Source organism: Pseudoxanthomonas putridarboris, from assembly GCF_038321125.1.
In the GTDB taxonomy this organism is placed as follows: domain Bacteria; phylum Pseudomonadota; class Gammaproteobacteria; order Xanthomonadales; family Xanthomonadaceae; genus Pseudoxanthomonas_A; species Pseudoxanthomonas_A putridarboris.
In genome coordinates this window covers 693762-719334 of record NZ_JBBWWT010000002.1, presented here as the reverse complement: position 1 = coordinate 719334, position 25573 = coordinate 693762, and the positions used below count along the sequence as shown (strand labels likewise).

The window sequence follows — 25573 nt, the reverse complement described above, 5'->3', positions numbered from 1 at the left end:
AGACCCTACGCACACGCATGAATCCCCTCGTCCGCTGGTTCCACCAACTCGGCTCGCCGCCGTACTTCGACCGCTTCGCGGCGCGCTGGACGCCGTGGTGCTACCTGGCCGCCGTGCTGCTGATGGGCGTGGGGCTGTGGCAGGCGCTGTTCGTGGTGCCGGCCGACTACCAGCAGGGCGACAGCTTCCGGATCCTCTACATCCACGTGCCCAGCGCGTGGATGAGCATGTTCGTGTTCGGCCTGATGGCCTTCTACGCGGCCATCGCGCTGGTCTGGCGGATCAAGCTGTGCGAGATCCTGGCGATGGCCTGCGCGCCGATCGGCGCGGCGTTCACCGTCATCACGCTGGCCACCGGCAGCATCTGGGGCAAGCCGATGTGGGGCACGTGGTGGGACTGGGACCCGCGCCTGACCACCGAACTGATCCTGCTGTTCCTGTACCTGGGCGTGATGGGCCTGTACGGCGCCATCGACGACCGCCGCTCGGCCGCGCGCGCGGCAGGCCTGCTGGCCATCGTCGGCGTGGCGCTGCTGCCGGTGATCCGCTACTCGGTGGTCTGGTGGAACTCGCTGCACCAGGGCCAGACCATCCGCGTGTTCGGCGAATCCAGCATGGATTCCAGCATGGTGCTGCCGCTGGTGCTGATGGTGGTCGCCACCAAGTTCTGGTTCGCCGGTTCGCTGCTGGCGCGCGCGCGCGCCGACAACCTGCGCCGCGAATCCGGCAAGGACTGGGTGGCGCGGCTGGCCGCCGGCACCGCCAAGGAGCAAGCATGAGTTACCTGGAATACGTGGTCGGAGCCTACGCCGTGTTCGCCGCCGTGCTGGCCTGGGACTTCATCGCCCCGCGCCTGCAGGTGCGCCGCGAACTGCGCGCCGCCCGCCTGCGCGCCGCGCGCGAGGCCAGCCGCACCGCGCCCACGGAGTTGGCCCGATGAACCCCACCCGTCGCCGTCGCCTGCTGTTCGTGCTGCTGGCCGTGGTGGTGGCCTCCCTCGCCACCGCGCTGATCGCCATGGCCCTGCAGCGCAACGTCGCCTACCTGTACACGCCGGCCGAAGTACTGCGCGGCGACGCCAGCGAACGCGCCCGCTTCCGCCTGGGCGGCATGGTCGAGAAGAATTCCTTCCAGCGCGAAAGCGGTTCGCTGGTGTCGCGCTTCCGCGTCACCGACGGCGATGCGCAGTTGACCGTGGTGTACGGGAAGATCCTGCCGGACCTGTTCCGCGAGGGCCAGGCGGTGGTGGCCACCGGCACGATGAAGGACGGCGTGTTCGTCGCCGAGGACGTGCTGGCCAAGCACGACGAGGCGTACATGCCGAAGGAAGTGGCCGACAAGATGGGCAAGGCGCATCAGAAGCACGATGTGCCCGATGCACCGGCGGGGTCGGCGAATTGATCGGCTCGCAAGATCGTGCATGCTCTTGCTCTTCCGGGGCCCCTGAGGCGCGGCAGTCACGGCAGGACAGACCCGAAGAGCCTGCCCCGCACTTGATACGGGGGCGCCGCGCAGGGCGCGTGGCGTTTTTGCAAGCTACATGGATGAGCCTTCCAAGAATCCCTGACGTGACCGGGGACCCGCAGCGCACAGCGCGGAGGGCGTGCCGCCGGGGAATGTTTGACCAGCCTGCGGCTGTTGAGAAGCGCTCTTTGGTTACTTTCTTTGCACAGGCAAAGTACGCCTTTCAACAGCCGCAGGCTGGTCAAGTAACTCGCGCGTTAGCGCGGCTCTCAACAGCCGAATGGCTGATCAACGCTGTTAAGCCCTTCCAACTTTCTTCGGCACCCCAGCAAAGTCACTGGGTCCCGGCTTTCGCCGGGATGACGACCTCCCTCTTTCACGGCGCCTGATCCATGTTGCCTGAACTCGGACAAATCGCGCTGATCCTGGCCCTGCTGGTCGCCGTGCTGCAGGCGCTGCTGCCATTGGCCGGTGCACAGCGCGGCAAGGCGGCGTGGATGGCGGTGGCGCGCCCTGCCGCGTATGCGCAACTGGCGCTGCTCGCCGTCGCGTTCGCCGTGCTGACCGCCGCCTTCGTCACGCAGGATTTCTCGGTCAAGTACGTGGCCGACAATTCCAACTCGCTGCTGCCCATGGTGTACCGCTACACCGCGGTGTGGGGGTCGCACGAAGGCTCGCTGCTGCTGTGGGCGCTGGTGCTGGCCGTGTGGACCGCCGCCGTGGCGCTGTTCTCGCGCGCCTTGCCGGAGACCGTCGTCGCGCGCGTGCTGGGCGTGATGGGCGTGGTGGCGATCGGGTTCCTGGCGTTCCTGATCTTCACGTCCAACCCGTTCGTCCGCCTGCTGCCCTCGCCCGGCGAAGGCCGCGACCTCAACCCGTTGTTGCAGGACCCGGGCATGATCATCCACCCGCCCCTGCTGTACGTGGGCTACGTGGGCTTCGTGGTGCCGTTCGCGTTCGCCATCGCCGCGCTGCTGGACGGCCGCGTGGACGCGCGCTGGCTGCGCTGGACGCGGCCGTGGACCAACATCGCCTGGGGCTTCCTGACCGTGGGCATCGCGCTGGGCAGTTGGTGGGCGTACTACGAACTGGGCTGGGGCGGCTGGTGGTTCTGGGACCCGGTGGAGAACGCCAGCTTCATGCCGTGGCTGGTCGGCGCGGCGCTGATCCACTCGCAGGCGGTCACCGAGAAGCGCGGCAGCTTCCGCGGCTGGACGCTGCTGCTGGCGATCACCGCATTCTCGCTGTCGCTGCTGGGTACGTTCCTGGTGCGCTCCGGCGTGCTGACCAGCGTGCATGCGTTCGCCGCCGATCCCACCCGCGGCCTGTTCGTGCTGATCTTCCTGGGCATCGTGATCGGCAGCTCGCTGCTGCTGTACGTGCTGCGCGCACCGCAACTGGCCGATGGCGATGGGGAGAAGTCGTATTTCGCCGCCAGTTCGCGCGAAACCCTGCTGCTCGCCAACAACGTGCTGCTCACCTCCGCCTGCGGCATGGTACTGCTGGGCACGCTGTATCCGCTGCTGGCCGACGCGCTGGACCTGGGCAAGATCTCGGTGGGCCCGCCGTATTTCAGCCTGTTGTTCATCGTGCTGATGGCACCGCTGGTGGCGCTGGTGCCGTTCGGGCCGCTCACGAAATGGCAGCGCGAGAACGCCGCGAAGCCGCTGGCGATGCTGTTGCCATGGGCCGGCCTGGCCGTGCTGCTGGCGGTGATCGCGTATTTCGTCGCGCCGCAGGGCAAACTGAAAGCGGCCGCCGGCATCCTCGGCGCCGCGTGGGTGGCGTTCGGCACGCTGCGCTTCGTCTGGTCGCGACTGCGCGCCAATGGCCGCTTCACGCCGGAAATGCTGGGCATGACCTTGGCGCACACCGGCATCGCGGTGTTCCTGGTCGGCGCGCTGCTGGTGGAAGCGTTGAACGTGCAGCGCGAACTGGCGGTGAAACCGGGCCAGACGGTGGAAGTGGGCCGCTACGGCTTCCATTTCCAGGGCGTGGACGAAACCCAAGGGCCCAACTACCTGTCCGACCGCGGCCATGTGCAGGTGCTGCGCAACGACCGGCCCATCGCGCTGCTGCACCCGGAGAAGCGCGCCTACGCCAGCGGCGGCCAGGTGATGACCGAGGCCGGCATCCACCCGGGCGTGCTCGGCGACGTGTACGTGGCACTGGGCGAACCGCTGGGCGATGGCGCGTGGGCGCTGCGCGTGCACATCAAACCCTTCGTACGCTGGATCTGGCTGGGCGCCGCGCTGATGGCGCTGGGCGGATTCGTCACCGCGGCGGACCGACGTTTCCGCCGTTCGGCGGTCGAAGACCGTCGCAAACCCGAGGCGCAGACCGCATGAACCACGCTTCCGAACTCCCGCCCTCCCCGCCGCGCTCGCGTGGCGCGCTGGCCTTCGCCGTGATCATCATCGGCCTGTTCTTCGTCGGCCTGATGGGGTTGTTGTACTACGGCGTCAGGCAGTCCGACCGCGCCGACCGCGAGGCGCTGCCGTCGCCGCTGATCGGCAAGCCGGCGCCCGCGTTCGACCTGCCGCTGCTGCACAACCCCGACAAGCGCGTCACCAACGCCGACCTCGCCGGCCAGCCCTATGTGATGAACGTGTGGGGCAGCTGGTGCCCGGAATGCCGCGTGGAACATCCGGTGCTGACCAAGTTCGCGCTGACCAAGCGCGTGCGCTTCATCGGCTACAACCTCAAGGACGAACGCGACGACGCGTTGCGCTGGCTGGAGCAGTTCGGCAATCCGTACCTGCTGGTCATCGCCGACATCGAAGGCCGCACCGCGATCGACTGGGGCATCTACGGCGCGCCGGAAACCTTCCTGGTCGACGGCGACGGCATCGTCCGCTGGAAGCACGTCGGCGCCATCGACGACGCCATCATCGCCAACCAGCTGATCCCGGCGCTGGAAAAGATCGAAGCCGGACGATGAACGCTCGATTCCATCACCGGATATATCTGTGGACGGGGCTTCAGCTCCGACCGGGGCAGCAGGACAAAGGCATCGGGGCTGAAGCCCCTCCTACAGGGATGCTCGGCCATCCTTCTCGGTCATCGGCAAGGCTGCACCGCATGGCCTGGCTGCTGCTCCTGGCCTGGCTGGCCTGTGAGGCCGCCTTCGCGCAGGCCAGCGATCCGACCCCGCTGCAGTTCGCCGACACCGCCGAGGAAGCCCGCTTCCACAAGCTCACCGCCGAACTGCGCTGCGTGATGTGCCAGAACCAGTCGCTGGCCGATTCCAACGCGCAGATCGCCCACGACCTGCGCCGCGAAGTGCTGGACCTGATGCGGCAGGGCAAGAACGATGCGGAAGTGAAGCAGTTCCTGGTGGACCGCTACGGCGAATTCGTGCTGTACAGGCCGGAGGTGGCGCCGGGCACCTACGCGCTGTGGTTCGGCCCGGTGCTGTTGCTGCTGGCCGGCGGCATCGTGGTGTGGCGCATCGTCGCCCGCCGTGCGCGACAGCCCGCGCCTCCCGCCGACGACGACCAGGAGTGGTGATGGCCACGTTCGCATTCCTCGCCGTGGTGTTGACCCTGGCCGTGCTGCTGGCGGTGCTGTGGCCGCTGTGGCGCGACGCGCGCGGACTGGTGCTGGGCGGCGTGGCCGCGCTGGGCATCGCCACGTTCGCGCTGTACCGCGTGGTCGGCACGCCGGCCGCATTGCAGCCCGATGCCACCGCCGCCATGCCCGCCACGCTGGACGACGCGGTGGCGCAACTGGAAGCGGAGCTGGAGAAGAATCCCGACGAACCCGAAGGCTGGCGCCTGCTGGGCAAGTCCTACGCCGCGCTGGAACGCCATGCCGACGCGCAGAAGGCCTTCGACCGTGCCGTGCAGTTGTTGCCCGGCGATGCCGACCTGCTGGTGGAAACCGCGCAGGCGCACCTGTTCAACCATCCGGAAAAGAAACTGGATGACGCCGCGGTGAAGCTGCTGGAACAGGCCCTGGAGATCAATCCCGCGCACCAGCGCGGCCGCTGGTTCACCGGCGTGGCGCAGCGCCAGAACGGCCAGCCGGCCGAGGCCGCGAAGACCTGGGAGCCATTGCTGGCGCAGGTGGACGCCAGCACCGCCACCACCCTGCGCACGCAGATCAACGAAGCGCGCGCAGAAGCCGGCCTGCCGCCGCTGGCGGATACCGCCCCGACCGACGCCGATGCCGCGCTGCTCACCGTCACCGTGGACATCGCACCCGAGTTGAAAGCGAAACTGGCCCCCGGCGACACGCTGTTCGTGTTCGCACGCCAGGTGGGCGGTCCGCCGATGCCGGTGGCCGCCAGGCGCGTGCCGGCCGGCGCCTTCCCGATGACGATCGCGCTGGGCGACGGCGACAGCCCGATGCCGACGATGAAGCTCTCGCAACTGCCGCAGGTGCAACTGGTCGCGCGCGTCTCGAAGGCCGGCGACGTGACCGCGCAGGCCGGCGACCTGGAAGCCACGCCGGTCGCCGCCGAAGTGAAGGCCGGCAACCGGTACGCGCTGACCATCGACCGCGTGGTGCCCTGAGTCCCCTGTAGGAGCGCCCTCGGGCGCGATGCTTTTGTTGAGATGCCCGCTGAAAAGCATCGCGCCCGAGGGCGCTCCTACAGGATGACCGTCTGAAATGGCGCCGCCGGGTCGGTTTGCCTACACTGGCCCGATGACCGAATTCATCCCCCCCGGCACGCGCTTCCATCCCCTGCCCTCGCCGTTCCCCATGAAGCGCGGCGGCGAACTGCACGGCGCGCGCGTGGCGTACGAAACCTGGGGCGCGTTGAACGCCGCGCGCGACAACGCGGTGCTGATCGTCACCGGCCTGTCGCCCGATGCGCATGCCGCGCGCAACGAAGGCAACGACGCCGATGGCTGGTGGGAAGCGATGCTCGGCCCCGGCAAGCCCATCGACACCGATCGCTGGTACGTCGTCTGCGTCAACTCGCTGGGCAGCTGCAAGGGTTCCACCGGTCCGGCCTCGGTCGATCCGGACACCGGTGCGCTGTACCGCCTCGACTTCCCCGAACTGTCGGTGGAAGACGGCGCCAACGCGGCGTTCGAGGTGGTGCGCGGGCTGGGCATCGAGCAACTGGCCTGCATCATCGGCAACTCGATGGGCGGCATGACCGCGCTGGCGTTCCTGCTGCTGCATCCCGGCGCGGCGTGCACGCACATCAACATCTCCGGCAGCGCGCAGGCCTTGCCGTTCTCCATCGCCATCCGTTCGCTGCAACGCGAGGCGATCCGGCTGGACCCCAACTGGAACGGCGGGAACTACGACGACGAGAGCTACCCGGAATCCGGCATGCGCATGGCGCGCAAGCTGGGCGTGATCACCTACCGCTCGGCGCTGGAATGGGATGGCCGCTTCGGCCGCGTGCGGCTGGAATCCGACCGCCCCGACGAAGACCCGTTCGGCCTGGAGTTCCAGGTGGAAAGCTACCTGGAAGGCCACGCCCGCCGCTTCGTGCGCCGCTTCGACCCCAACTGCTACCTGTACCTCAGCCGATCGATGGACTGGTTCGACCTGGCCGAGTACGCGGACGGGAAGCAGGCCGATGGAAAGCAGGCCGACGGCGACGTGATGGCCGGGCTGGCGAAGATCCGCGTGCAGCGCGCGCTCGCCATCGGTGCCAGCACCGACATCCTGTTCCCGTTGCAGCAGCAGCAGCAGATCGCCGAAGGGCTGGCGGCCGGCGGCGCGCAGGCCGAATTCCTGCCGCTGGAATCGCCGCAGGGCCATGACGCCTTCCTGGTGGATTTCGAGCGATTCGGGCCGGCGGTGGCCAACTTCCTCGCCACCCTCTAACGCTTTTCCCTGCCTTCCCCTTCTCCCCGCAGGCGGGGAGAAGGTGCCCGGAGGGCGGATGAGGGGCGAACGAAGACCGCCCTTCACCCGCCTTCGGCACCCTCTCCCCACCAGCGAGAGAGGGGAAACACGCACCGCACAAACCCTCCATGCCCGCAGCGGCTAAAATGGCCCCACACTTCCACCGGGCCTGCCCCATGTCCCTCGATTTCCCCGGTTCAGACAAGCTGGTCGCCTCGCTGGACGCCGCTGTTGTCCTGGGCGACGACCGCGCCGTCACCGACGCGCTGCGCAAGTCGCTGTGCGAACTGATCTGCGACGAAGAGGTTTCCCTGCCCGCCTGCGTCATGGAGCCCATTTCCGACCACTATGCCCGCCGCGAGCTGTACACCAGCCCGGAGCACGGCTACAGCGTCATCGCGATGACGTGGGGACCGGGCCAGGGCACCAAGATCCACGACCATTCCGGCATGTGGTGCGTGGAAGGCGTGTGGCGCGGGCGGCTGGAGATCACCCAGTACGAACTGGCCGAGCACGACGAGCAGCGGTACCGCTTCGTGCCGGCCGGCACCATTGAGGCCGGCACCGGCTCGGCCGGCAGCCTGATCCCGCCGCACGAGTACCACACCATCCGCAACCCCAGCGACAAGTCCATCGCGGTCAGCCTGCACGTGTACCAGCGCACGATGGTGCGCTGTGGCGTGTTCACGCCGGAGGACGAGGCCGGCACCGAGGGCTGGCAGCGCCGCGGCGAGCGCCTGCTGGGCACCGACAAGGTGCTCTGAGGCCTGTCCGGGCGGGGCCGCGCCCCTGCCCCTGTCGGTGGCCGGCCCCGGTCGGCTATACTCCGCCTCCGCGCCGAAGTGGCGGAATGGTAGACGCAGCGGACTCAAAATCCGCCGCCCTTAAAAGCGTGTGGGTTCGAGTCCCACCTTCGGCACCAAGCAGCGATTCCAGGAAGTCCGACGAAATCCAGGAATCAAGAAAAAGCCCCGCGCATGCGGGGCTTTTTTGTTCCATGCCGTCCGATCACACCCGATTGAATCCGGCCCTGCCTGGGAGCATGGGCACCCACCCAACCCGGGAGAGGCAATGGCGAAGGATTCCGGCAAGCTCAACGCTGTACGTGAAAAATGCCGCACCGGGTATCGGAGGCGATCGGAGGCGTCACGCCGCGGCCGCCTTTTGCGACGCTTCCAGCGCAAACCCTTCGTCGAGCCAGCCGGTGATTCCACCTGCCATCAGCTTCACCGGAAACCCAAGCTGCGCCAGCCGTACGGCCGCGCGAGCTGCGCCGTTGCAATGCGGGCCCGCGCAGTAGGTCACGAACAACGTGTCCACTGGATAGGTGCTCATGCGGGAGCCGATGATCTTTCGGTGCGGGATGTTGATCGCACCGGGGACGTGTCCCGCAGCGAAAGCATCGGGGCCGCGTACATCGACCAGGATGAAGCCGGGATCGCCGCAGCTCAGCGCATCGTGCGTATCCCAGCAATCGGTTTCGTAAGCAAACTGCGACTCGAAGTGCTCGAGCGCCAGCTTCGAGGGCGCGGCAGGAATCCGGGTGACGGCGTTCGGCATGGCGGCTCTCCGCGTGAGGGTACGGCCATTGTCTGGACCCGCCCGCCGACGGACAATTGGCTTTATTGCCATTGTTCGATCAAATAATGCCAAAGCGCAGAAAGCCTCCCGCGAAGCCCAACCCGCTGGTCGCGGCCTTGGTGTACGACGGCCTGTGCGCGTTCGAATTCGCGTGCGCAGCCGAAGTTTTCGGCCTGCCGCGACCGGAGCTGGGACCGGATTGGTACCGCTTCGAGACATGCGCTCCGCATCGACGTCCCGTGCGCGGCCAGTACGGCATGCAGATCACCGCCGACGACGGCCTGGACCGGCTGGCAAGCGCAGGTACCGTGATCATTCCGGGCTGGTCTGGCATCGATGCGCCTGTACCTGCCCGCATCCTCGAAGCGCTGCGCGATGCGCATGCCCGCGGTGCGCGCCTGCTGTCGATCTGCTCGGGTGCCTTTGTGCTGGCGGCCACCGGCCTGCTGGATGGCAAGCGTGCCACCACGCATTGGCGCTACGCCGATGCACTGCGGCAGCGCTATCCCTCGATCCTCATCGATCCGGATGTTCTTTATATCGACGAAGGCCAGCTCCTCACCTCGGCCGGCAGTGCGGCAGGACTGGACCTGTGCCTGCACCTGGTCCGTCGCGATCACGGCCCGGATGTCGCCAACCAGGTGGCGCGACGGCTGGTGATTCCACCGCATCGCGACGGCGGCCAGGCGCAGTTCGTCGAACGGCCCATCCAGAAGCGCGAGCGCGACGCCTTGTCGCCGCTCATGGACGCGATGCGCCGCCGGATGGACAAGGCCTATTCGATCGCCGAACTGGCGGGCATGGCCGCGATGAGCGAGCGCACCTTCATCCGCCGCTTCAAGGACGCCACGGGCACGACACCGGCTGATTGGCTGATCGCCCTTCGGATCGATCGCGCCCGCGAACTGCTCGAGAGCTCGGCGCATTCCATCGATTCGATCGCCGAGCAAACCGGCCTAGGCACCGCCACCACGATGCGCCACCACTTCCGCCGCAAGCTCGGCACCAGCCCGATGGCGTACCGCAGGCGTTTTGGCGGCCAGGGCGAGCGCGATTGATGGGTATCGCTTCGCTCAAGTCCTGTTGCCCAAGGCCCTTTTTTCACCAACACGATAGGTTGGGGTGGGCCCGCGAACCCCAACACCCGGATAACCGGCCTGCTGCGGTGTCGGGGTCCGCTTCGTTCACCCCACCCTATCCGCCGCGTCCGCTGCTACGCCACTTGTTGGCATACGGCAGCGCGAACATGTACGGGCCGGTGACCAGCAGCAGCACGCAGGGCGGAACCACCGAAGGCGATTCCGCCGCATGTCGCTGGCGCACTCCATCGCATCCGGCGGAATCCGCTGCGCGGGTTCCGCCCTACGGTCTTCCGCGCCGACCTGCCCACCGGCTTTGCGGCTGGCGGTGGATTCGCTGTCCGATCACGCCGCCGGCGTGGAACAGGACAGTTCATCCTCGATCTGCCGCACTTCGCATTCGATGTCCCACGCGTCGCCGTGCACTTCCAGGAAGCGCTTGGCCAGGGCGATGGCCTCGTCCAGCGAACCGGCGTTGAAGACGGCGTAGCCGCCGATCACTTCCTTGGACTCGGTGAACGGGCCGTCGGTCACCGACAGCGCGCCGTGGCGCAGGCGCACGCGTGCGCCCTGGGCGGTGGGCAGCAGGCCGGCGGTGTCCACCAGCGTGCCATTGGCCGACATCTCCTCGATCAACCGGCCCATGTCGGCCATCAGTTGCTCGCTGGGTTGCTGGCCGGTGTTCTCGTCCAGCCGGATCATCGAAAGGAACCGCATGGTCTGCCTCCTTGGGCATGGTGATCGACCATGCGACGAACGGCGGTAATGGAAATCGACAACGCGCTGGCGGCTCAGGGCAGCCAGAGTTTCTCCAGTTCGCGGAAGCCCCATTGCGCGGGCGATTCCACGCTGACCACGCGTTCGCGGTCGCCACTGGCCGCCAGGTCGATGTCGGTCACCAGGATCTGGGTGTGCGAGCGGGCCGAGTGGAAGGCGCGCACGCGCGGCGCCAGCAGGTTGCCGGGGGTCTGTTCCACCACCACCGCCAGCTTGTCGCTGGACAGGCGGACCAGCGCGCCCACCGGGTAGATGCCCAGCGCGCGGACGAAGGCCTTCAGCAGCGCCTCGTCGAAGTGGCCTTTCCAACTGGCCATGCGGCGCAGCGATTCGGCCGGGTCCCAGCCGGCCTTGTACGGGCGGTTGGAGCTGATGGCGTCGTACACGTCGCAGATGGCGCTCATGCGGGTGAGCAGCGGCAGTTCGGCACTGGGCAGCCGCTGCGGGTAGCCCTGCCCGTCCATCTTCTCGTGGTGATGGCGGGCGATGTGCAGCACCGCCGGCTGGGTGACGCCGCCCTCGCGCAGCAGGCGTTCGCCGTGCACGGGATGGCCGCGGACGATGGCGAATTCCTCGTCGGTCAGCTTGCCGGGCTTGTTCAATACCTCCACCGGCAGCATGGCCTTGCCCATGTCGTGCAGCAGGCCGCCCATGGCGGCGTCGCGCACCTGCTCGTCGGGCAGTCCAAGCTGGCGGGCCAGCATCGTCATCAGCGCGCTGACCGCGACCGAGTGCAGGTAGGTGTAGCTGTCGGCGTCCTTCAGCCGCGCCACGCTGACCAGCGCGTTGGGGTGGCGATCGACAGAGCCGGTGATTTCGTCCAGCAGCGGCAGCGCGCGGGCGGGATCCATGCCGTGGCCCAGCCGCACTTCGCGGAACATGGCCTCCACCGCGTCGCGGCCTTCCTCGCAGATGCGCTTGGCGCGCGCCAGTTCGGACACCAGACTGACACCGGTGGCGATGGGGGGTGCCCGACGACGGCCGGGGTCGCCGTCCAGGGGGGCGTCGGCGGCCGGGGCGTATTCCCCCGCATCGCCGGCGGGTGCGTCGCCGCCATCGTCATCGTCGATGTCGTCGCCGCGCGATACGTCGATGACCACCTGCTCCACCCCGCTGTCCCGCAGCTCCCTGATGCGATCGGCATCGACCAGGAACGCGGTGCGCCAGAACGGGTGCTCCAGCCAGGGCCCCAGCAGCTTGTGCACGTACATGCCCGGACGCAGCGCGGCGACGTCGATGGTCCTCAGCATGAAGGGCTCCGGTGGGCTGGGCGCCAGTATTCTCCCCGCACCGGGTGGCGACAAGCGGGGTTGCCCCGACAGGCCCGGTCCCGGGCGCGTCCCACGCTTCCCGCCGGCTCCCGGACTGGGGCAAGGCAACGGGTTCCGCCGGTATCCATCGGTGCCCGATGTTTCTCCGTTTCCGCCCCTACAGGGAACCGGCGGGCACGGTCTCCCCGGCCGAATACAGCACCTCGCCCCCGCGCATCACCCACACCACTTCGGCGAAGGCGCGCACGTCATCCGCCGGGTCCCGCGCCAGCAACACCAGGTCGGCGTCCATGCCCGGCGCGATGCGGCCGCTGCGGTCCTGGAAGCCGAAGCGTTGCGCCGGCGCGGTGGTCAGGGCCGCCAGGATCGCGCGCCAGTCCATGCCGGCGCCGGCCATCAGTTCGTATTCGCGGGTGGTGTCGGCGTCGTGGATGAACCCTACGTCGGTGCCGAACAGCACCTGTCCGCCGGCCTCGCGGAATGCGCGCAGCTGTTGCTGGCCGGTGGCCAGGAAACGGTCGATCACCTCCTGCGGAGCGTCCTCGCGCCGCAGTTCCACCTCGAACAGCTTCAGCGTGGGGATCAGTGCCATGTTGCGCGCCACCAGCCGCGATGCCAGCTCGCCGGACCAGGGGCCGTCGCCCGGCGTGGAGTGGCCCAGGATGTCCACGCCGGCCTGCCATGCGATCTCCACGCCCTGCGTGGTGCTGGGATGCGCGAACACCGGCTTGCCGTGCGCGTGCGTGGCGCCGGCGACGGCGCCCGCGATGCCGGCATCCATCGGCAGCACACCGACCTCGCCGCCGACGATGGCGCCAACGAACAACTTGCTGCCGTCGGCCCCCCGCGCCAGCTGCGCCTGGGCGCGCGCACGCGCCTCCTCGGGCGTGGCCACTTCGTCGCTGCGCGCGTCGTGGTCCGGCGGCATCAGGTCCCACACGTAGATGGGCGTGCCGTCTTTCGGATAGAACGGCGCGTCGACGGTCAGCACGCGCGGTCCGCGCACTTCGCCGGCCTCGATGCGCCTGCGCAGGGCCAGCGCATTGCCCGGCGGGCCGGCGATGTCGAACACGCTGGTGAACCCCCAGCGCGTCAGCAATGCGCCCAATCCGGCCTCCACCTCGGCCGCCGGTGCCGTGCCGGCCTTGACCAGGTCGGACGTGAGGAAGTGCACGTGGCTGTTCCAGAAACCGGCCGCCAGCGTGCGACCCCGGCCGTCGATGCGCCTGGCATCGCGTGGGACCTCGACCTCCTCGCGCGTGCCCACCGCCACGATGCGGCCATCGCGCACCACCACCAGGCCGTCGGCCAGCGGCACCGCCTCGGGCGAAACCAGCACGTGGGCGCCTTCGACCACCCAGCTTTCGGCCGCGGCCGGACCGGCCAGACCGCAGGCCGACAACACGATTGCGAGCAAATGCCTCACCCTGCCACCCTCTTCGCACGAAACCCCGGAGTCTACCCGGCCCGCTCCGCGCGCGGCGTGGAAGCGGCCCCGCGTCCCTCCGGCGCGCCTTGCGTCAACGATCCGTCATGCGCTTGCCACAGTCGCGCCGGCTTTTGCTAGGCTGCGGAACAGTGGTCCATCGACGCGCAAGCAGGTGAATGCCGTGAGTATCCCGTCCGATCTAGTGGAAAACGTTTTCACAGACACCGCCAGAACGGTCACTCCCCTGCGCCCGCGACCGCACGTGGAGCTGTGCAAGCGCGGCGAGATGCGCGCGGAGAAGTTCCTGGACGCGGCCACCGAGGTGTTCGCCGAGAAGGGCTACCAGCACGCGCGCCTGAGCGAGATCGTCGCCCGCGCCGGCGGCTCGCTGGCCACGCTGTACCGCATCTTCGGGGACAAGGAAGGGCTGGCCTGCGCCATCCTGGAACGGCGCATGGACATGCACATCCACCTGCTGCGCGACCTCAACCTGTCCGAGCTGCCGCCCGAACAGGCGCTGCGCCGGGTGGCCATCCGCATGGCGCAGGCGATGGCGCAGCCGGAATCGCAGGTGATCTACCGCATCGTGATCGGCGAGGGGCAATCCTTCCCCGCACTGCGCGACTGGTTCTTCGACCACGCGGTGGCCTCGATCCGCAGCACGCTGGCGGAATACTTCGAGCAGCAGGTGGCGGCCGGCCGCTTGCGGCTGGCATCGCCCAGGGCGGCGGCGGCGCAGTTCTACATGAGCCTGTTCGGCGACCAGATCGTGCGGCTGGCCGCGGGCAGCACCCACATGCCCGATGCGGACATGCTGGAGGCGCAGGCGCTGTCGTCGGTGGAACTTTTCCTGCAGGGCGCCCTGCCCCGCTGACCCACCCGGGCGCGGGCTTCACCCGCGCCTGACTTGCGCCATGCCAGCATGATGCCGGCACTTCCCTGGACGAGGCGGCAGGCATGGACCTGAAAAGCGGCTATCCGTACTGGGCGGTGAAGAACGGCCTGATGCAGGCGTTCCCGCAGTTGCAGGAGGACCGTCGCTGCGACGTGGCCGTGCTCGGCGGCGGCATCACCGGCGCATTGATCGCCGACGAACTGGGCAAGCACGGCCATGACGTGGTGGTGCTGGAACAGCGCGACATCGGCTGGGGCAGCACCGCCGCCAGCACCGCGCTGCTGCAGTACGAGATCGACACGCACATGTGCGACCTGGCCAAGAAATACGGCGAAGCCGACGCCGCGCTGGCCTATCTCGCCTGCGCCGATGCCATCGACAAGCTGCGCGAGGTGGCCGCTCCATGGCGCGACGTGGAGTTCGCCCGCAACCGCAGCCTGTACTACGCCAGCCGCCGCCGGCACGTGCGCGCGCTGAAGGAGGAAGGCGAACTGCGCGCGCGCCATGGCCTGCAGGTGGAATACCTGGAGCGCGATGAGCTGAGCCGCGACTATGGCCTGGACGCGCCGGGGGCGCTGCTCAGCCAACAGGCGGCGCGCGTAGACCCGTACCGGCTGGCGCACCGGCTGCTGCAACGCCTGCAGCGCGATGGCGCCGGCGTGTTCGATCGTACCCGCATCGAGACGATCGAAACCCATTCGCGTGGCGTCATCCTGCGCACCACGGACGGCCGGACCGTGCGCGCGGGCCACCTGGTGATGGCGGCCGGTTACGCCAGCCAGCACTGGCTGAAACCGCGCGTGGCGCGCAACCGCAGCAGCTATGCCTTCATCACCGATCCGGTGGCGTCCGACGCGATGGGCTTCCTGGAGGACACGCTGCTGTGGGAATCCGCACGCCCCTACCTGTACGTGCGCAGCACGGCGGATCGGAGGCTGCTGCTGGGCGGCGAGGACGATGCCGTCGACATCCCCGCGCGGCGCGATGCGCGCGTGGAGAAGAAAGCCGCCATCCTGCTGAAGCGGCTGCATGGGCTTTTCCCCGATCTCGAGCTGACGCCCGCGTTCTCGTGGGCCGGCACGTTCGCGGAAACCGAGGACGGCCTGCCGTTCTTCGGCCCGCATGCGCAATGGGGCCCGCGCGTGCACTTCGCCATGGCCTATGGCGGCAACGGCATCACCTACAGCATGCTGGGCGCGGGCCTGCTGCGCGCGCTGATCGAACGCAGGCGGCACGCGCTGTGGCCGCTGTTCTCGTTCCAGCGGCTGGAACGCTGAACGGAAGGCATCGCTTCGCATCGCGTTGACGCCACCGTCATCGAGAACTCACGCGCCGGTTCCTAGGCTGCACGCGTCATCCCGGACAGGAGGCATGCCATGCCACGCGGCGACAAATCCGCCTACACTGAAAAGCAGAAACGGCAGGCCGAACATATCGAGGAAAGCGAGATGGAGCGCGGCCGCTCGCGCGAGGAGGCCGAACGCATCGCCTGGGCCACCATCAACAAGCAGGACGGCGGCGGCAAGCAGTCCGGCTCCGGCCGCAAGAAATCGAAGTGATCCCCTGTAGGAGCGACGTCAGTCGCGACCGCACGCCCACAGTGGTCGCTGTGCAAGCCGAGCTGTTCGCTATCCAGCTTGGCTGCGGCACATTCTGTCTGCGCGCGCCGACAGACCTTCGAAGCGGGGTCGCGACTGACGTCGCTCCTACGCTGCTCCGCCCGGCCACCATCCCTTCCCCGTCATCGCGTAGCGATCGGCGGCGCGTTCGAACGGATTGCGCACGCTGACGCCGCCGCACAGCAGATACACCGGCAGGAACAGCGGCCCCAGCACCATGTACTGGTAGACATGCGCGCGTTCGTGGTCGCCCAGGCGGATGGGCGGATGCCGGCAGCGGCCGGCACGATGCTCGTAGGTGATGCATTCGGCATCCAGCGAATGGCCGGTATGCAGGATGGTGTTGCCGAAGGTGATGGCGCCGCCCGGTCCCCACGGCCAGGCATGGAACACCAGCGCGAAGTCGCGGCGGTTCCATATGGCCCTGGCGCCGAACGGCAGGCCCGCCACGCCGGCCAACAGGCCGATCAGCGAGTTGGGCAGGGCCCACGCCACGCCCAGCGCGCGCGCGATGGCGAGCCCCGCGGGGTGCATGGGGCGTGGGGCCTCAGTCCTGTTCGTTGGGTATCAGCAGCCAGAGGATCAGGTAGACCAGGATCCCGGGGAACGCCGCCGACGCGATGGAGACGATCACGTAGATCACCCGCAACAGCGTGGAGCTCCAGCCGAAGCGATGGGCGATGCCGCCGATCACGCCGGCGATCATCCGGTCGTTCAGCGACCGGGCCAAGGGCTTGGAAGCGGTGTTCATGCGTTCAACTCCCCATGGTTGTCCGACGCCAGTCTAGCGCGTCATCGCGCCGGCGTTCCTGAACCACGCAACGCATCGAGCCTGCGCCTGAACCAGTCGCCGGCCGGCTGCACCGGCTGGCCGGGGCAGCGCACCTGGTAGGCCCTGCCGCTCAGGCTGCTCGCGCTGGCGGCGCGCTCGATGAACTGTTCGGCGGTGTCCACCAGGTCCTTCTTCAGCAGATAGTCGTACTTGCGCTGCAGGTGTCTGCGCGCTTCCGCGCGGCCATGCCACGTGCCGTTGCGCTGGAACTCGCACTGCGAGTCCGACAGGCTATCCATCAACTGCTGGATTTCCTGCTTCGCCTGCGGGGATGGCGCGGCGAATGTCACGGTCGGCGCCAATAGCAGCATAAAAGCGACAACAAAGCGGAAACTCAGCTTCTTCATGGACGCGCCATCAACTTGATCTCAATCCGCCGCAGATTATCCGCCACTTGCTGAACCCTTCTCCCCGCGTACGGGGAGAAGGTGGCCGCAGGCCGGATGAGGGGCGACGGAGCCGACCTGCTGCGAGCAAACAACAAGATGCATCGAGTGAGAAGACCCGCGGGAGAGCGCCTTCGGAACGGTCAGAACAATCGACCGGAACCGGCTTCGGCCGGCCCCTCACCCGCCTTCGGCACCCTCTCCCCGCAAGCGGGGAGAGGGAAATCCCTCACGGGCCATGGTGCTACATCGACCTGCAACTCAGCCCGCGCGCTGCGCCAGCCAGTGGTGGATGGCGGTGGGCACTTCGCGCTGGGCGCGGCTGGAGACGTAGATGCCGATGTGGCCGCCCTTGAAGCTCAGCTCGGTGTAGTCCTTGGTGCCGGCCAGGTCCTTCAGCGCGCGCGAGGCGTCCGGCGGCACCAGGTGGTCCTGTTCGGCGTAGATGTTCAGCACCGGCATGTCGACGAACCCCAGGTCGACGCTTTCGCCGCCGATGCAGATGCCGCCGTTGATGAAGCCGTTGCCCTGGTAGAACTGCTTGATGAACTGGCGGAAGGCCTCGCCGGCCAGGTCGGGCGAATCGAAGATCCACTTCTCCATGCGCAGGAAATCCTCGATGGCGCGCTTGTCGTCCAGGATGTCCACCAGCCCCATGTACTTCTGCAGGTTCAGCCGGAACGGCTTCAGCATCAGGTAGCAGGCGTTCATCATGTTGGCCGGCACGTTGCCCAGCGCGTCGACGAACAGGTCCACGTCCAGTTCGCGCGTCCAGTGCGACAGCATGTTGTCCGGCGTGTGGAAGTCCACCGGCGTGACCATGGTGATCAGGTTCTTGACCTTTTCAGGGTGCAGCGCGGCATGGCACAGCGTAAACGCACCGCCCTGGCAGATGCCCAGCAGGTTGACTGCATCGCGCCCGCTGCTTTCGCGCAGGTGGTCCACCGCGCCGTCGATGAAGCGGTTGATGTAGTCGTCCAGTTCCAGGAATCGGTCGGAGCGGTCCGGGTAGCCCCAGTCGACGATGTAGACGTCCTCGCCCTGCGCCAGCAGGCCCTTCACCAGCGAGCGGTCGTGCTGCAGGTCCACCATGTACGGCCGGTTGACCAGTGCGTAGACGATCAGCAGCGGGATTCTGGCGGTGGGCGCCTTGTCGCCGATGAAGCGGTACAGCACGGTCTTGCCGTCGCGCCAGACCTCCTGCTTGTGGGTGGCGCCGTAGTGCACCTCCTCCACGTCCGGCAGCGTGCGCAGGCCGGCGGACAGCTTCTGCGCCATCGCGGTGGCTTCCAGCGCCAGCGCGTCCGGGGTGAAGTTCAGCGGTCCGTTCACTTGCGGCTACCTCGCCTGGCTTTCTTCTTCTGCTTGGGGGGCTCGGAAGGCATCGCGGCGCGTGCGGCATTGCGCGCCACCCAGTCCTTCATCGACACCACCGCCGCGGAGGGCCGTACCGCGGCCTGTGTAGCCGGCTTGCTCGTCTTTGGCGCGGGCTTGCGGACCGCTGCCTTCTTCGGCTTCGCCGGGCCCGTTTTGGCGGACTTGGCTTTCACGGGCGGCGCTTTCTTCGCGGCCGTCTTCTTTGCCGCCGGCGTTCTCGTGGAAGCGGATGCCGCTTTCTTCGCCTGGCGGGCCACCGGCGCGGCCGCCGCGCGCGAGGCACGAGCGGGTGCGGGCTTCGCCTTCACGGTGCGTTTCCTGCGGGCGCTGCGCGATGTCTTGCGCGCCACGGTTTTCTTCGCCGCGGCCTGCGGGCGCTGGGCAGCGCGGCGCGGCGTGGCGGTCACGGCCGGCTCTTCCACGGTTTCTGCCGTGGGCGCGGCGGCCTCAGGCACCGGCGGCTGGCGTGGCGCGGCCGTGCGCGGCGCCGACGATTGCCTGGCCTTGCGCAGGGCGCGCTCCAGTTCGACGATCTTGCGGTGGGCCGAATCGACCTCGGTGCGCGTCGGCATGCCGAACAGCGCGCAGACCTGCTCCACTTCGCGCTGCACGGACAGCCGCAGGCGCATCTGCGCGTTGGCCAGCGCGCCGTACACCTTGCGGAAATCGGCCGACAACGCGATCTCGGCATACGCCTCTTCCGCCGCGTCGACCCACAGGTCGAACAGCGCGCGGGCGCTGTCCAACTGCTGGCCCGGCGCGCTGTGCGCGGCCAGCTTCTGTTCGAACAGCTCGAAGGCCTGCTGCGCCACCTTCAGCATCAGGCGGTCGTATTCGCCGACCTGGTGCTGGTAGTCCTGCTGCGCCTGCGCCAGTTGCTGCCAGCGCTCTTGCTGCTCGCGCGACAGGCCGAACGTGGGCAGGTGCATCCAGCGCGCGTTCTCGCGCTGCATCGCGTCGATGTAGGGGCGCGCCTGTTCCATCCAGCCGTCCAGGCCGTGCGCGCCGCTGCCCTGCATGGCGCGGAAGATGTCGGCGAAGGGGTTGTGCGCGGGCTGCGGGTCCGCCATGCCCAGCGCCTCGCGCCAGGCCCGGGTGATGTCGGCGGGGCCGTGGTCGCGGCCGGCGAACTGCGCGGCCACCTGCTGCATCTGCCCGAACCAGTCGCCGGCCTGCCGCTGGAAGCGGCCCAGCACGTCCTGCACCTGGCCGGTGCCCCCGGGCATCAGCTGCGACCACCAGTCCACCGCCTGCTGCCAGCCGGGCGTCGGCGTGGGTGCGGCACCGCCCGCCTGCCGCAGGGCGTCGCCCCAGAGACTCCAGTATTGCCTGGCCACCGACTCGAAGTCGCCCGGCCACTGTGGTGCAAAGTTCGCCATGTGCCCTCCCTTCCCGACCGATTCTAGCCGTGCCGGGAGCGCCGTGCATGACACCGCACTGTTCCGGCGATGGTCAGGGCTTGGGAACGCGCAGGGTCTTGCTGACCATCAGCGTGCCGGACACGGCGAACATCAGCACCAGCGGGTGCAGCAGCCACGGCCCGATCTTCACCGCGCCAAGCCAGAGACCGGCGCCGATATGCCCGCCATTGACGGCGATGGCCAGCACGATGACCAGCACCAGGCTGGTGGGGATCGGCGTGCCTTCGAAATACTTCACCTTGTCGCCATCGCCCGAAAGCGACTCGGCGGTGACGTTGTAGCGCGCCAGCCGGCTGACCCCGCAGGCGACGAAATACGACAGCACCAGCCAGTCCCAGCCGCCCTGCATGCCGCAGGCATAGGCCAGCGCCGCCGGGGCGACGCCGAAGGAGATCACGTCGGCCAGCGAATCCAGTTCCCGTCCCAGCACCGAGGACTGGTTGCGCCAGCGCGCCACCCGGCCGTCCAGCGCGTCGAAGATGAAGGCCAGCGGGATCAGCGCCATGCCGATCATCAGGTCGCGCACGCCGCCCTCCTGCAGGAAGCGCATGGCCGCGAAGATGGCGCCGGTACCGCAGAACGCATTGCCCAGCGTGAACCAGTCGGCCAGCTGGAAATCGCGGAGCATGGAGAAATGTCGGGACATGGCGGTCGCGGGATCCGATGGCCCTACAGGGTAAGCCCATCCAGGTGAAGCCGTCGCGTCCCCGTCTCCGTACCTGTAGGAGCGGCTTCAGCCGCGACCGCGGACCAGGAACGGAAGGCGATGGTCGCCGTCCTCGCGCGCTGCGGCGCGTTCGTCATCGCATGCCGCCAAACGCCGTCGCGGCTGAAGCCGCTCCTGCATAAAGCCTGCGGGCTAGCGCGGTATCGCCAATTGGCTGGCCTCCACATTGCCGGCACCACGCGGGCGCGCATCGATCAAGGCATTGGCCGGCAGCACGCGAGTGCCGTCCAGCACGGCGTCCACCTGGTCCAGCGCCGCATAGACGTACGGCAGCAATGGCACGTAGCGCGCGCCGTAGGCCGGCAGCGCCAGGAAGCCATCGAAATGCTGCGCGTTGCGCACCTGCCAGTAGCGCAGGTCGGGGTTGGCGATGCGCGCCTGTTCGACATACGGCGCGCTGGAGAACGCCGGCGGCACCAGCCCGTCGTCCAGCCCATGGATCACCACCACCGGGCGCCGCGTGCGCGGGAAACCGGCGGCGGTCTCCGCAATACCGGTTTGCACCCGGCGCGCGTCCTCGTTGTCGCCGTCGTTCAGCGCACGCAGGCATTGCAGGCCCGGCAGGGTGAAGTCCGGCGGCGCCAGCTTCGTGTCCACGATGCCCACGCCCGCGCCGGGCGGAATACCGCTGCCGTCGGCCCACCAGGCGGCGCGCTCGGCGTCGCTGGCCGCGCGCGCACTGAAGTCGGCGTTCTGCGCGGAGAAGGCGAAGCCGCAGGGATGCTCGCCCACGCCGTAGCGGCCATAGGCCGAGGCATAGGTCACCGCCACCGCGCGCCACAGGTCGAAACCGACGCTCAGGGCGCCGGCGGTCAGTGCGGCGTCGGTCCAGCCGTTGTCGCGCAGCTGTCGGTAGGCGGATTCGGCCTGTGCCGGGGTCGTGTCGCCCTCCACCAGCCCTGCCGCTTTCAGGGTCGCGCAGCGCGCGGCCCACAGCGGTTCCACCTGCGCGCGCAGCGGCGGCTGCGGCAGCGACTCCGCCGGCAGGTGCAGCAGCGCGCAGGGCATCAGCAGGGCGGCTTCGGTGGTGTAGTCGTACAGCGAACGCGCGCCCGGCGCATCCACGGCGAGGATGTTGGGTTCGCCCGCGACCACCGCATCCAGCCAGCCGCCCTCCTCCTCGCTGGCGCGCAGCACCGCGCCGCCGCCGTTGGAGATGCCCACCGCGATGATGCGCGTGTTGTCGAAGCGGAACGGCGCCGCCTGCGGAAACGCCTGGTCCAGCGCCGACAGCGCGAACTCCGCCGCCTGCTTCACGTGCCGGCCCCAGTCGGCCTCCGGGTTGTCCCTGGAATGGGCGTGCTTGACCGCCACCCCGCTGGCGCCGACGGGCGCATCCGGCGCGAAGGCCAGTCCGCCATCGTCCAGCGTGGCCAGCGTGCCGTCCTCGCGCGCGGCCTGCTGCGTGTCCAGGTCGAAGTAATCGGTGCCCGCGCCCTTGTCGGTGTAGGCCACCGCGCAGCCCTTCGGCAGCGCCCAGGGGCCGGCCACGGCGATGGCGCCATAGACGCCGCGCGAACCGGAGGACGCGGCGACCACCACGCAGCGCCTGGCGGCGTCGAAGGCGTCCGGCACCTGCACCAGCACGCGGTGGGGCTGCGTCGCGCCGGGCACCTTCGCCAGTGCGGAGTATTCGCGCCCCGGCACGCCGGCGACGCTGCCGTAGGCCTGCCCGTAGGCGCCGGTGGGGGAAAGATCGGCGATGCCGCGCCAGTTGTTCCAGATGGCGCGGCGGCGCAGTTCGGCGGAAGTGGGGTTGGCCGCGTCGGCGAACGCCGGCGGCGCCATCGCGCGCAATCCCTCCAGCCCCAGCCCCGCGGTCAGCAGGTCGTCGGTTCCGCGATGTTCGGTGACGCGCTGGGGTTCGATCATCGGGGCCGATGCCGTGGGACGGGGAGCGGAGGTCGTGCCGCAGGCAACCAGTGCCGACGCCAGCAGCAAGGCACAGGGAAGTCGTGTCGTCGCGTTCATGCCAGGAGGCAGTCCAGGGTTCCGGTCGATGCCACGAAGCTACCCCGTGCGGGAAGCCCCGTCATCGTACTTTGGTACCACGAAGCCGTCGCGGGGTCCTGCTACCCTGAGCCGGAGAATCGCAGGAGTTTCCCCCATGCAGACCCATACCCTCCTCATCACCGGCGCGGCCAGCGGCATCGGCGCCGGCATCGCCGCGCAACTGGCCGAAGCCGGCCGGCACGTCATCGTCAGCGACCTGAACCTGGACGCCGCCAAAGCGGTGGCCGCCCGGATCCGTACCGAAGGCGGTTCGGCCGAGGCCGTGGCGCTGGACGTCACCTCTCAGGACAGCGTGGATGCGGCGCTGGCGGCCATCTCCCGTCCGGTGGACGTGCTGGTCAACAATGCCGGCCTGCAGCACGTCGCGCCGCTGGAGGACTTCCCCATCGACAAGTGGGACTTCCTGGTGCAGGTGATGCTGGTGGGCGTGGCACGCCTGACCCGCGCCGTGCTGCCCGGCATGCGCGAACGCGGCTTCGGCCGCATCGTCAACATCGGCAGCATCCACGCATTGGTCGCCAGCCCGTACAAGAGCGCCTACGTGGCGGCCAAGCACGGCCTGGTCGGCTTCTCCAAGGTCGTCGCGCTGGAGACCGCCGACACCGACATCACCATCAACACCGTCTGCCCCAGCTACGTGAAGACGCCGCTGGTGGACAAGCAGATCGCCGACCAGGCGCGCACGCGCGGCATCTCCGAGGCCGACGTGGTCAGCCAGGTGATGCTGAAGCCGATGCCGAAGGGCGTCTTCATCGGCCTGGACGAACTGGCCGGCATCACCGCCTTCCTCACCTCGCCCGCCGCCCGCAACATCACCGGGCAGACCATCGTGGTGGATGGCGGCTGGACGGTGCAGTGAGGCGACGGGATTGGGGAGTCGGGATTGGGGATTCGCAGAAGCGTCCCCAATCCTCCTCCCGCACACCGAATCCCTACCCTAATCCCTAATCCCTAATCCCTAATCCCGGCTCCACCCCATGCCCACCCTGCTGATCGCCGACGATCACCCGCTGTTCCGCGCCGCACTGCGCGGTGCGGCGGCGGATGCCGTGGCGCAGTTGTCGGTGCTGGAGGCCGAATCGCTGGACGGGGTGCTGGCCGCGCTGGAAGCGCACGACGACATCGACCTGGTGCTGCTGGACCTGCACATGCCCGGCAACCACGGGCTGGCCGGGCTGGCCGCGGTGCGCGCGCAGTACCCGGCGGTGGCGGTGATCGTGGTGTCGGCCAACGACGACCCGCGCGTCGTGCGGCGCGCGCTGGACCATGGCGCGGCGGGTTACCTGCCCAAGAGTTCCGGACTGGACGAACTGCGCGACGCCATCCGCAGCGTGCTGGCCTGCGAGCAATGGCTGCCCGCCTCGCTGCGCGGCGCCGTGTTGCGCGCGCAATCCTCCGAGCACGACACCGAACTGGCCGCGCGCCTGGCCAGCCTGTCGCCGCAGCAGTTCCGCGTGCTGACATTGGTGGCGCAAGGCCTGTTGAACAAGCAGATCGCCGACCGCCTGGATGTGCAGGAACGCACGGTGAAGGCGCATCTCTCGGCCATCTTCGACCGCCTGGGCGTGCGCAACCGCACGCAGGCCGGCGTGGTGCTGCGCGAACTGGAACTGTCCGATCCCGCGCGCCAGATCGAGGGCGGCCCCTAGCGCCACGCCCCTGTAGGAGCGGCTTCAGCCGCGACCGCACCCCGATGGCAGTGGCGTGGCGCACGATGACGAACGTGCCGCAGCGCGCCCGGATGGCAAACAATTCCTTCCGATGCGCGCCCGAATGCGCGGTCGCGGCTGAAGCCGCTCCTACAGAGGCAATCGGGCGTGGAACCATGGCGGTCTTCCGGGCCGTCATGCGCTGGTCAAACTTTCGCCACACATCTTGACGTCCTTGTGCCACGGGACCTGCAAGCGGTTATCCACATGTTCGTCGACGGATCATCCACACGGGATGTGGACAACGCGGAAACCGGACCGCCATCCACTGGTCATTTTTTCGCCACAGATCTTGACAGGCTTGCCGCGCAAGGCGTCCGCGCGGTTATCCACATGCTTTCCAACCCGCTCTCCACACCCGATGTGGACAAGGTTGACCGTGGAACGCAGCGTCGATGCATGTGGGAGCGACGTGAGTCGCGACGGCGAGCCAGGATTCGTCGGACATGTCACTTGGAACGGATCACCGCCCCTCGCCCGCCAGCCCGTCGCGACTCACGTCGCTCCCACAGAGGGGCGCATCAGATGCGCGAATAGTTCCAGGACACCATCCTGCCGTCGCGGTACGGCATCACGCCGTGGAAGCTGCGCGGGTCGTCGTCGAACACCAGCGGCAGGAAGTGGCGGTCGCCGTCCCACAGCGGCAGTTCCAGGATCTTGTCCACCGGCACCCATTCCAGCGTGCCTTCGGGATTGCTTTCGTAAGGCGTGCCGCTGTACGCGGTGACGACGAACAGGAAGCCCAGCCAGTCCTCGCCCTGCTTGCCGAAGCCGGGCCAGCTGATCGTGCCGCGCAGTGTCATCTCGTCGCAGTCGATGCCGGCTTCCTCGTGGATCTCGCGGCGCATGCCGGCCACCACATCCTCGTCGCGCTCGATCTTGCCGCCCAGTCCGTTGTACTTGCCCAGATGGTGGTCTTCGGGCCGTGCATTGCGATGGATCAGCAGCACCTTGCTGCGATCGGGCGACAGCACATAACCCAGAGTGGCGACGATGGGGGTATACGGCATCGGAAGAGTCCACGGGAAAGACCGGTATTTTAACGTGCCCCATGCAACGTCGTAGGGTGCGCCCTGGCGCACCGCATCGTGGATCGCCGCACACGGGGCGCATACCCATGCCCTCTCAAATGATGATTCCCCGGGGGCAATCGGTTGACATGGGGTCGGTGACGCAATC

Annotated in this window: 27 protein-coding genes, 1 tRNA gene and 1 pseudogene; 16 read left to right on the top strand and 13 right to left on the bottom strand. The window is 68.5% G+C overall.

The genetic code is table 11. From position 1 onward, the window contains the following. The first annotated feature begins 17 nt into the window (after positions 1-17). The 10 genes from AAD027_RS07200 (at position 18) to AAD027_RS07155 (ending at position 8200) form a co-directional block, all read left to right on the top strand. Entirely contained in the window at positions 18-779 is a 762-nt protein-coding gene (locus AAD027_RS07200) for a heme ABC transporter permease (RefSeq protein WP_341725326.1), read from the top strand. Next, complete coding sequence (gene ccmD, locus AAD027_RS07195) at positions 776-940, top strand: heme exporter protein CcmD (RefSeq protein ID WP_341725325.1); 165 nt, start codon at positions 776-778, stop codon at positions 938-940. The genes AAD027_RS07200 and ccmD overlap by 4 nt, the downstream gene beginning before the upstream one ends. Next, positions 937-1401, top strand: a complete 465-nt coding sequence (gene ccmE, locus AAD027_RS07190) for a cytochrome c maturation protein CcmE (RefSeq protein ID WP_341725324.1) — start codon at positions 937-939, stop codon at positions 1399-1401. Before ccmD ends, ccmE begins: the two co-directional genes overlap by 4 nt. Positions 1402-1856: 455 nt before the next feature. Beyond that, positions 1857-3812, top strand: a complete 1956-nt coding sequence (locus AAD027_RS07185; RefSeq protein ID WP_341725323.1) for a heme lyase CcmF/NrfE family subunit — start codon at positions 1857-1859, stop codon at positions 3810-3812. Beyond that, on the top strand, positions 3809-4405 hold the full coding sequence (locus tag AAD027_RS07180; protein ID WP_341725322.1) for a DsbE family thiol:disulfide interchange protein: 597 nt from the start codon (positions 3809-3811) through the stop codon (positions 4403-4405). Before AAD027_RS07185 ends, AAD027_RS07180 begins: the two co-directional genes overlap by 4 nt. Positions 4406-4545: 140 nt before the next feature. Further along, positions 4546-4974, top strand: coding sequence for a cytochrome c-type biogenesis protein (locus tag AAD027_RS07175; RefSeq protein ID WP_341725321.1), 429 nt, complete (start codon positions 4546-4548; stop codon positions 4972-4974). Then, positions 4974-5981, top strand: coding sequence for a tetratricopeptide repeat protein (locus AAD027_RS07170; RefSeq protein ID WP_341725320.1), 1008 nt, complete (start codon positions 4974-4976; stop codon positions 5979-5981). Before AAD027_RS07175 ends, AAD027_RS07170 begins: the two co-directional genes overlap by 1 nt. A gap of 133 nt (positions 5982-6114) precedes the next feature. Next, positions 6115-7257, top strand: coding sequence for a homoserine O-acetyltransferase MetX (gene metX, locus AAD027_RS07165; RefSeq protein WP_341725319.1), 1143 nt, complete (start codon positions 6115-6117; stop codon positions 7255-7257). A 197-nt stretch (positions 7258-7454) separates the two neighbouring features. Next, on the top strand, positions 7455-8042 hold the full coding sequence (locus tag AAD027_RS07160) for a cysteine dioxygenase family protein (RefSeq protein WP_341725318.1): 588 nt from the start codon (positions 7455-7457) through the stop codon (positions 8040-8042). Positions 8043-8114: 72 nt separating this feature from the next. Beyond that, positions 8115-8200: transfer RNA gene (locus AAD027_RS07155), tRNA-Leu, on the top strand. A 224-nt stretch (positions 8201-8424) separates the two neighbouring features. On the opposite strand, the gene AAD027_RS07150 is transcribed toward AAD027_RS07155, so the two are convergent. Further along, the gene (locus tag AAD027_RS07150) at positions 8425-8838 is read right to left on the bottom strand and encodes a rhodanese-like domain-containing protein (protein WP_341725317.1); all 414 of its coding nucleotides are present in this window, start codon (positions 8836-8838) and stop codon (positions 8425-8427) included. A gap of 65 nt (positions 8839-8903) precedes the next feature. On the opposite strand from AAD027_RS07150, the gene ftrA reads away from it, so the two are divergent. After that, a complete protein-coding gene (ftrA, locus tag AAD027_RS07145; protein WP_341725316.1) occupies positions 8904-9917 on the top strand; it encodes a transcriptional regulator FtrA in 1014 nt (337 codons plus the stop codon). 136 nt (positions 9918-10053) lie between these two features. Here ftrA and AAD027_RS07140 read toward each other — a convergent pair whose 3' ends face one another. The 4 genes from AAD027_RS07140 to AAD027_RS07125 all read right to left on the bottom strand — a co-directional run bounded on the left by AAD027_RS07140 (position 10054) and on the right by AAD027_RS07125 (position 13403). Further along, positions 10054-10182 carry a hypothetical protein gene (locus AAD027_RS07140; RefSeq protein WP_341725315.1) on the bottom strand — a complete coding sequence of 43 codons (129 nt, stop codon included), beginning with the start codon at positions 10180-10182 and terminating at the stop codon, positions 10054-10056. A 101-nt stretch (positions 10183-10283) separates the two neighbouring features. Continuing rightward, the gene (locus AAD027_RS07135) at positions 10284-10655 is read right to left on the bottom strand and encodes a YciI family protein (RefSeq protein WP_341725314.1); all 372 of its coding nucleotides are present in this window, start codon (positions 10653-10655) and stop codon (positions 10284-10286) included. A gap of 74 nt (positions 10656-10729) precedes the next feature. Then, a complete protein-coding gene (locus AAD027_RS07130) occupies positions 10730-11965 on the bottom strand; it encodes an HD-GYP domain-containing protein (protein WP_341725313.1) in 1236 nt (411 codons plus the stop codon). A 178-nt stretch (positions 11966-12143) separates the two neighbouring features. Then, positions 12144-13403, bottom strand: coding sequence for an amidohydrolase family protein (locus AAD027_RS07125; RefSeq protein ID WP_341725312.1), 1260 nt, complete (start codon positions 13401-13403; stop codon positions 12144-12146). 193 nt (positions 13404-13596) lie between these two features. On the opposite strand from AAD027_RS07125, the gene AAD027_RS07120 reads away from it, so the two are divergent. The 3 genes and pseudogenes from AAD027_RS07120 to AAD027_RS07110 all read left to right on the top strand — a co-directional run. Further along, positions 13597-14289 carry a TetR/AcrR family transcriptional regulator gene (locus tag AAD027_RS07120; RefSeq protein WP_341725311.1) on the top strand — a complete coding sequence of 231 codons (693 nt, stop codon included), beginning with the start codon at positions 13597-13599 and terminating at the stop codon, positions 14287-14289. 83 nt (positions 14290-14372) lie between these two features. Next, positions 14373-15587 (top strand): NAD(P)/FAD-dependent oxidoreductase, encoded by a 1215-nt coding sequence (locus AAD027_RS07115; RefSeq protein ID WP_341725310.1) that lies wholly within the window; start codon positions 14373-14375, stop codon positions 15585-15587. 99 nt (positions 15588-15686) lie between these two features. After that, positions 15687-15866 (top strand): annotated as a pseudogene (locus AAD027_RS07110) (hypothetical protein); the annotation flags it as partial. Between the two features lie 150 nt (positions 15867-16016). On the opposite strand, the gene AAD027_RS07105 reads toward AAD027_RS07110, so the two are convergent. The 7 genes from AAD027_RS07105 to AAD027_RS07075 form a co-directional block, all read right to left on the bottom strand. Next, positions 16017-16463, bottom strand: a complete 447-nt coding sequence (locus AAD027_RS07105; RefSeq protein WP_341725309.1) for a hypothetical protein — start codon at positions 16461-16463, stop codon at positions 16017-16019. A gap of 13 nt (positions 16464-16476) precedes the next feature. Continuing rightward, positions 16477-16680 carry a PspC domain-containing protein gene (locus AAD027_RS07100; protein WP_341725308.1) on the bottom strand — a complete coding sequence of 68 codons (204 nt, stop codon included), beginning with the start codon at positions 16678-16680 and terminating at the stop codon, positions 16477-16479. Positions 16681-16721: 41 nt separating this feature from the next. Beyond that, the gene (locus tag AAD027_RS07095) at positions 16722-17108 is read right to left on the bottom strand and encodes a YfeK family protein (protein ID WP_341725307.1); all 387 of its coding nucleotides are present in this window, start codon (positions 17106-17108) and stop codon (positions 16722-16724) included. Between the two features lie 300 nt (positions 17109-17408). Then, positions 17409-18479 carry a class III poly(R)-hydroxyalkanoic acid synthase subunit PhaC gene (locus tag AAD027_RS07090; RefSeq protein WP_341725306.1) on the bottom strand — a complete coding sequence of 357 codons (1071 nt, stop codon included), beginning with the start codon at positions 18477-18479 and terminating at the stop codon, positions 17409-17411. After that, complete coding sequence (phaE, locus tag AAD027_RS07085; protein ID WP_341725305.1) at positions 18476-19903, bottom strand: class III poly(R)-hydroxyalkanoic acid synthase subunit PhaE; 1428 nt, start codon at positions 19901-19903, stop codon at positions 18476-18478. Before phaE ends, AAD027_RS07090 begins: the two co-directional genes overlap by 4 nt. Before the next feature lie 73 nt (positions 19904-19976). Further along, a complete protein-coding gene (gene pssA, locus AAD027_RS07080; RefSeq protein WP_341725304.1) occupies positions 19977-20591 on the bottom strand; it encodes a CDP-diacylglycerol--serine O-phosphatidyltransferase in 615 nt (204 codons plus the stop codon). A 213-nt stretch (positions 20592-20804) separates the two neighbouring features. Next, positions 20805-22643, bottom strand: coding sequence for a 3-hydroxybutyrate oligomer hydrolase family protein (locus AAD027_RS07075; RefSeq protein ID WP_425605407.1), 1839 nt, complete (start codon positions 22641-22643; stop codon positions 20805-20807). Between the two features lie 136 nt (positions 22644-22779). Between AAD027_RS07075 and AAD027_RS07070 the strand changes: the two genes are divergently transcribed. Next, the gene (locus AAD027_RS07070) at positions 22780-23544 is read left to right on the top strand and encodes a 3-hydroxybutyrate dehydrogenase (RefSeq protein WP_341725302.1); all 765 of its coding nucleotides are present in this window, start codon (positions 22780-22782) and stop codon (positions 23542-23544) included. A 118-nt stretch (positions 23545-23662) separates the two neighbouring features. Further along, positions 23663-24334, top strand: coding sequence for a response regulator (locus AAD027_RS07065; protein WP_341725301.1), 672 nt, complete (start codon positions 23663-23665; stop codon positions 24332-24334). 581 nt (positions 24335-24915) lie between these two features. Here the strand turns inward: AAD027_RS07065 and AAD027_RS07060 are convergent. Next, positions 24916-25404, bottom strand: coding sequence for an NUDIX hydrolase (locus AAD027_RS07060; RefSeq protein WP_341725300.1), 489 nt, complete (start codon positions 25402-25404; stop codon positions 24916-24918). Between the last annotated feature and the right edge of the window lie 169 nt (positions 25405-25573).

Excerpts from the sequence above, each read along its gene's own strand:
- AAD027_RS07105 (WP_341725309.1), bottom strand. The coding sequence starts at position 16,463 with ATGCACCCCGCGGGGCTCGCCATCGCGCGCGCGCTGGGCGTGGCGTGG.
- AAD027_RS07135 (WP_341725314.1), bottom strand. The coding sequence starts at position 10,655 with ATGCGGTTCCTTTCGATGATCCGGCTGGACGAGAACACCGGCCAGCAA.
- AAD027_RS07200 (WP_341725326.1), top strand. The coding sequence starts at position 18 with ATGAATCCCCTCGTCCGCTGGTTCCACCAACTCGGCTCGCCGCCGTAC.
- AAD027_RS07150 (WP_341725317.1), bottom strand. The coding sequence starts at position 8,838 with ATGCCGAACGCCGTCACCCGGATTCCTGCCGCGCCCTCGAAGCTGGCG.
- AAD027_RS07115 (WP_341725310.1), top strand. The coding sequence starts at position 14,373 with ATGGACCTGAAAAGCGGCTATCCGTACTGGGCGGTGAAGAACGGCCTG.
- metX (WP_341725319.1), top strand. The coding sequence starts at position 6,115 with ATGACCGAATTCATCCCCCCCGGCACGCGCTTCCATCCCCTGCCCTCG.
- AAD027_RS07180 (WP_341725322.1), top strand. The coding sequence starts at position 3,809 with ATGAACCACGCTTCCGAACTCCCGCCCTCCCCGCCGCGCTCGCGTGGC.
- AAD027_RS07070 (WP_341725302.1), top strand. The coding sequence starts at position 22,780 with ATGCAGACCCATACCCTCCTCATCACCGGCGCGGCCAGCGGCATCGGC.
- AAD027_RS07095 (WP_341725307.1), bottom strand. The coding sequence starts at position 17,108 with ATGAAGAAGCTGAGTTTCCGCTTTGTTGTCGCTTTTATGCTGCTATTG.
- AAD027_RS07060 (WP_341725300.1), bottom strand. The coding sequence starts at position 25,404 with ATGCCGTATACCCCCATCGTCGCCACTCTGGGTTATGTGCTGTCGCCC.
- AAD027_RS07170 (WP_341725320.1), top strand. The coding sequence starts at position 4,974 with ATGGCCACGTTCGCATTCCTCGCCGTGGTGTTGACCCTGGCCGTGCTG.
- AAD027_RS07075 (WP_425605407.1), bottom strand. The coding sequence starts at position 22,643 with ATGAACGCGACGACACGACTTCCCTGTGCCTTGCTGCTGGCGTCGGCA.
- AAD027_RS07130 (WP_341725313.1), bottom strand. The coding sequence starts at position 11,965 with ATGCTGAGGACCATCGACGTCGCCGCGCTGCGTCCGGGCATGTACGTG.
- AAD027_RS07185 (WP_341725323.1), top strand. The coding sequence starts at position 1,857 with ATGTTGCCTGAACTCGGACAAATCGCGCTGATCCTGGCCCTGCTGGTC.
- AAD027_RS07065 (WP_341725301.1), top strand. The coding sequence starts at position 23,663 with ATGCCCACCCTGCTGATCGCCGACGATCACCCGCTGTTCCGCGCCGCA.
- AAD027_RS07100 (WP_341725308.1), bottom strand. The coding sequence starts at position 16,680 with ATGAACACCGCTTCCAAGCCCTTGGCCCGGTCGCTGAACGACCGGATG.
- AAD027_RS07160 (WP_341725318.1), top strand. The coding sequence starts at position 7,455 with ATGTCCCTCGATTTCCCCGGTTCAGACAAGCTGGTCGCCTCGCTGGAC.
- ccmE (WP_341725324.1), top strand. The coding sequence starts at position 937 with ATGAACCCCACCCGTCGCCGTCGCCTGCTGTTCGTGCTGCTGGCCGTG.
- ccmD (WP_341725325.1), top strand. The coding sequence starts at position 776 with ATGAGTTACCTGGAATACGTGGTCGGAGCCTACGCCGTGTTCGCCGCC.
- pssA (WP_341725304.1), bottom strand. The coding sequence starts at position 20,591 with ATGTCCCGACATTTCTCCATGCTCCGCGATTTCCAGCTGGCCGACTGG.
- AAD027_RS07175 (WP_341725321.1), top strand. The coding sequence starts at position 4,546 with ATGGCCTGGCTGCTGCTCCTGGCCTGGCTGGCCTGTGAGGCCGCCTTC.
- phaE (WP_341725305.1), bottom strand. The coding sequence starts at position 19,903 with ATGGCGAACTTTGCACCACAGTGGCCGGGCGACTTCGAGTCGGTGGCC.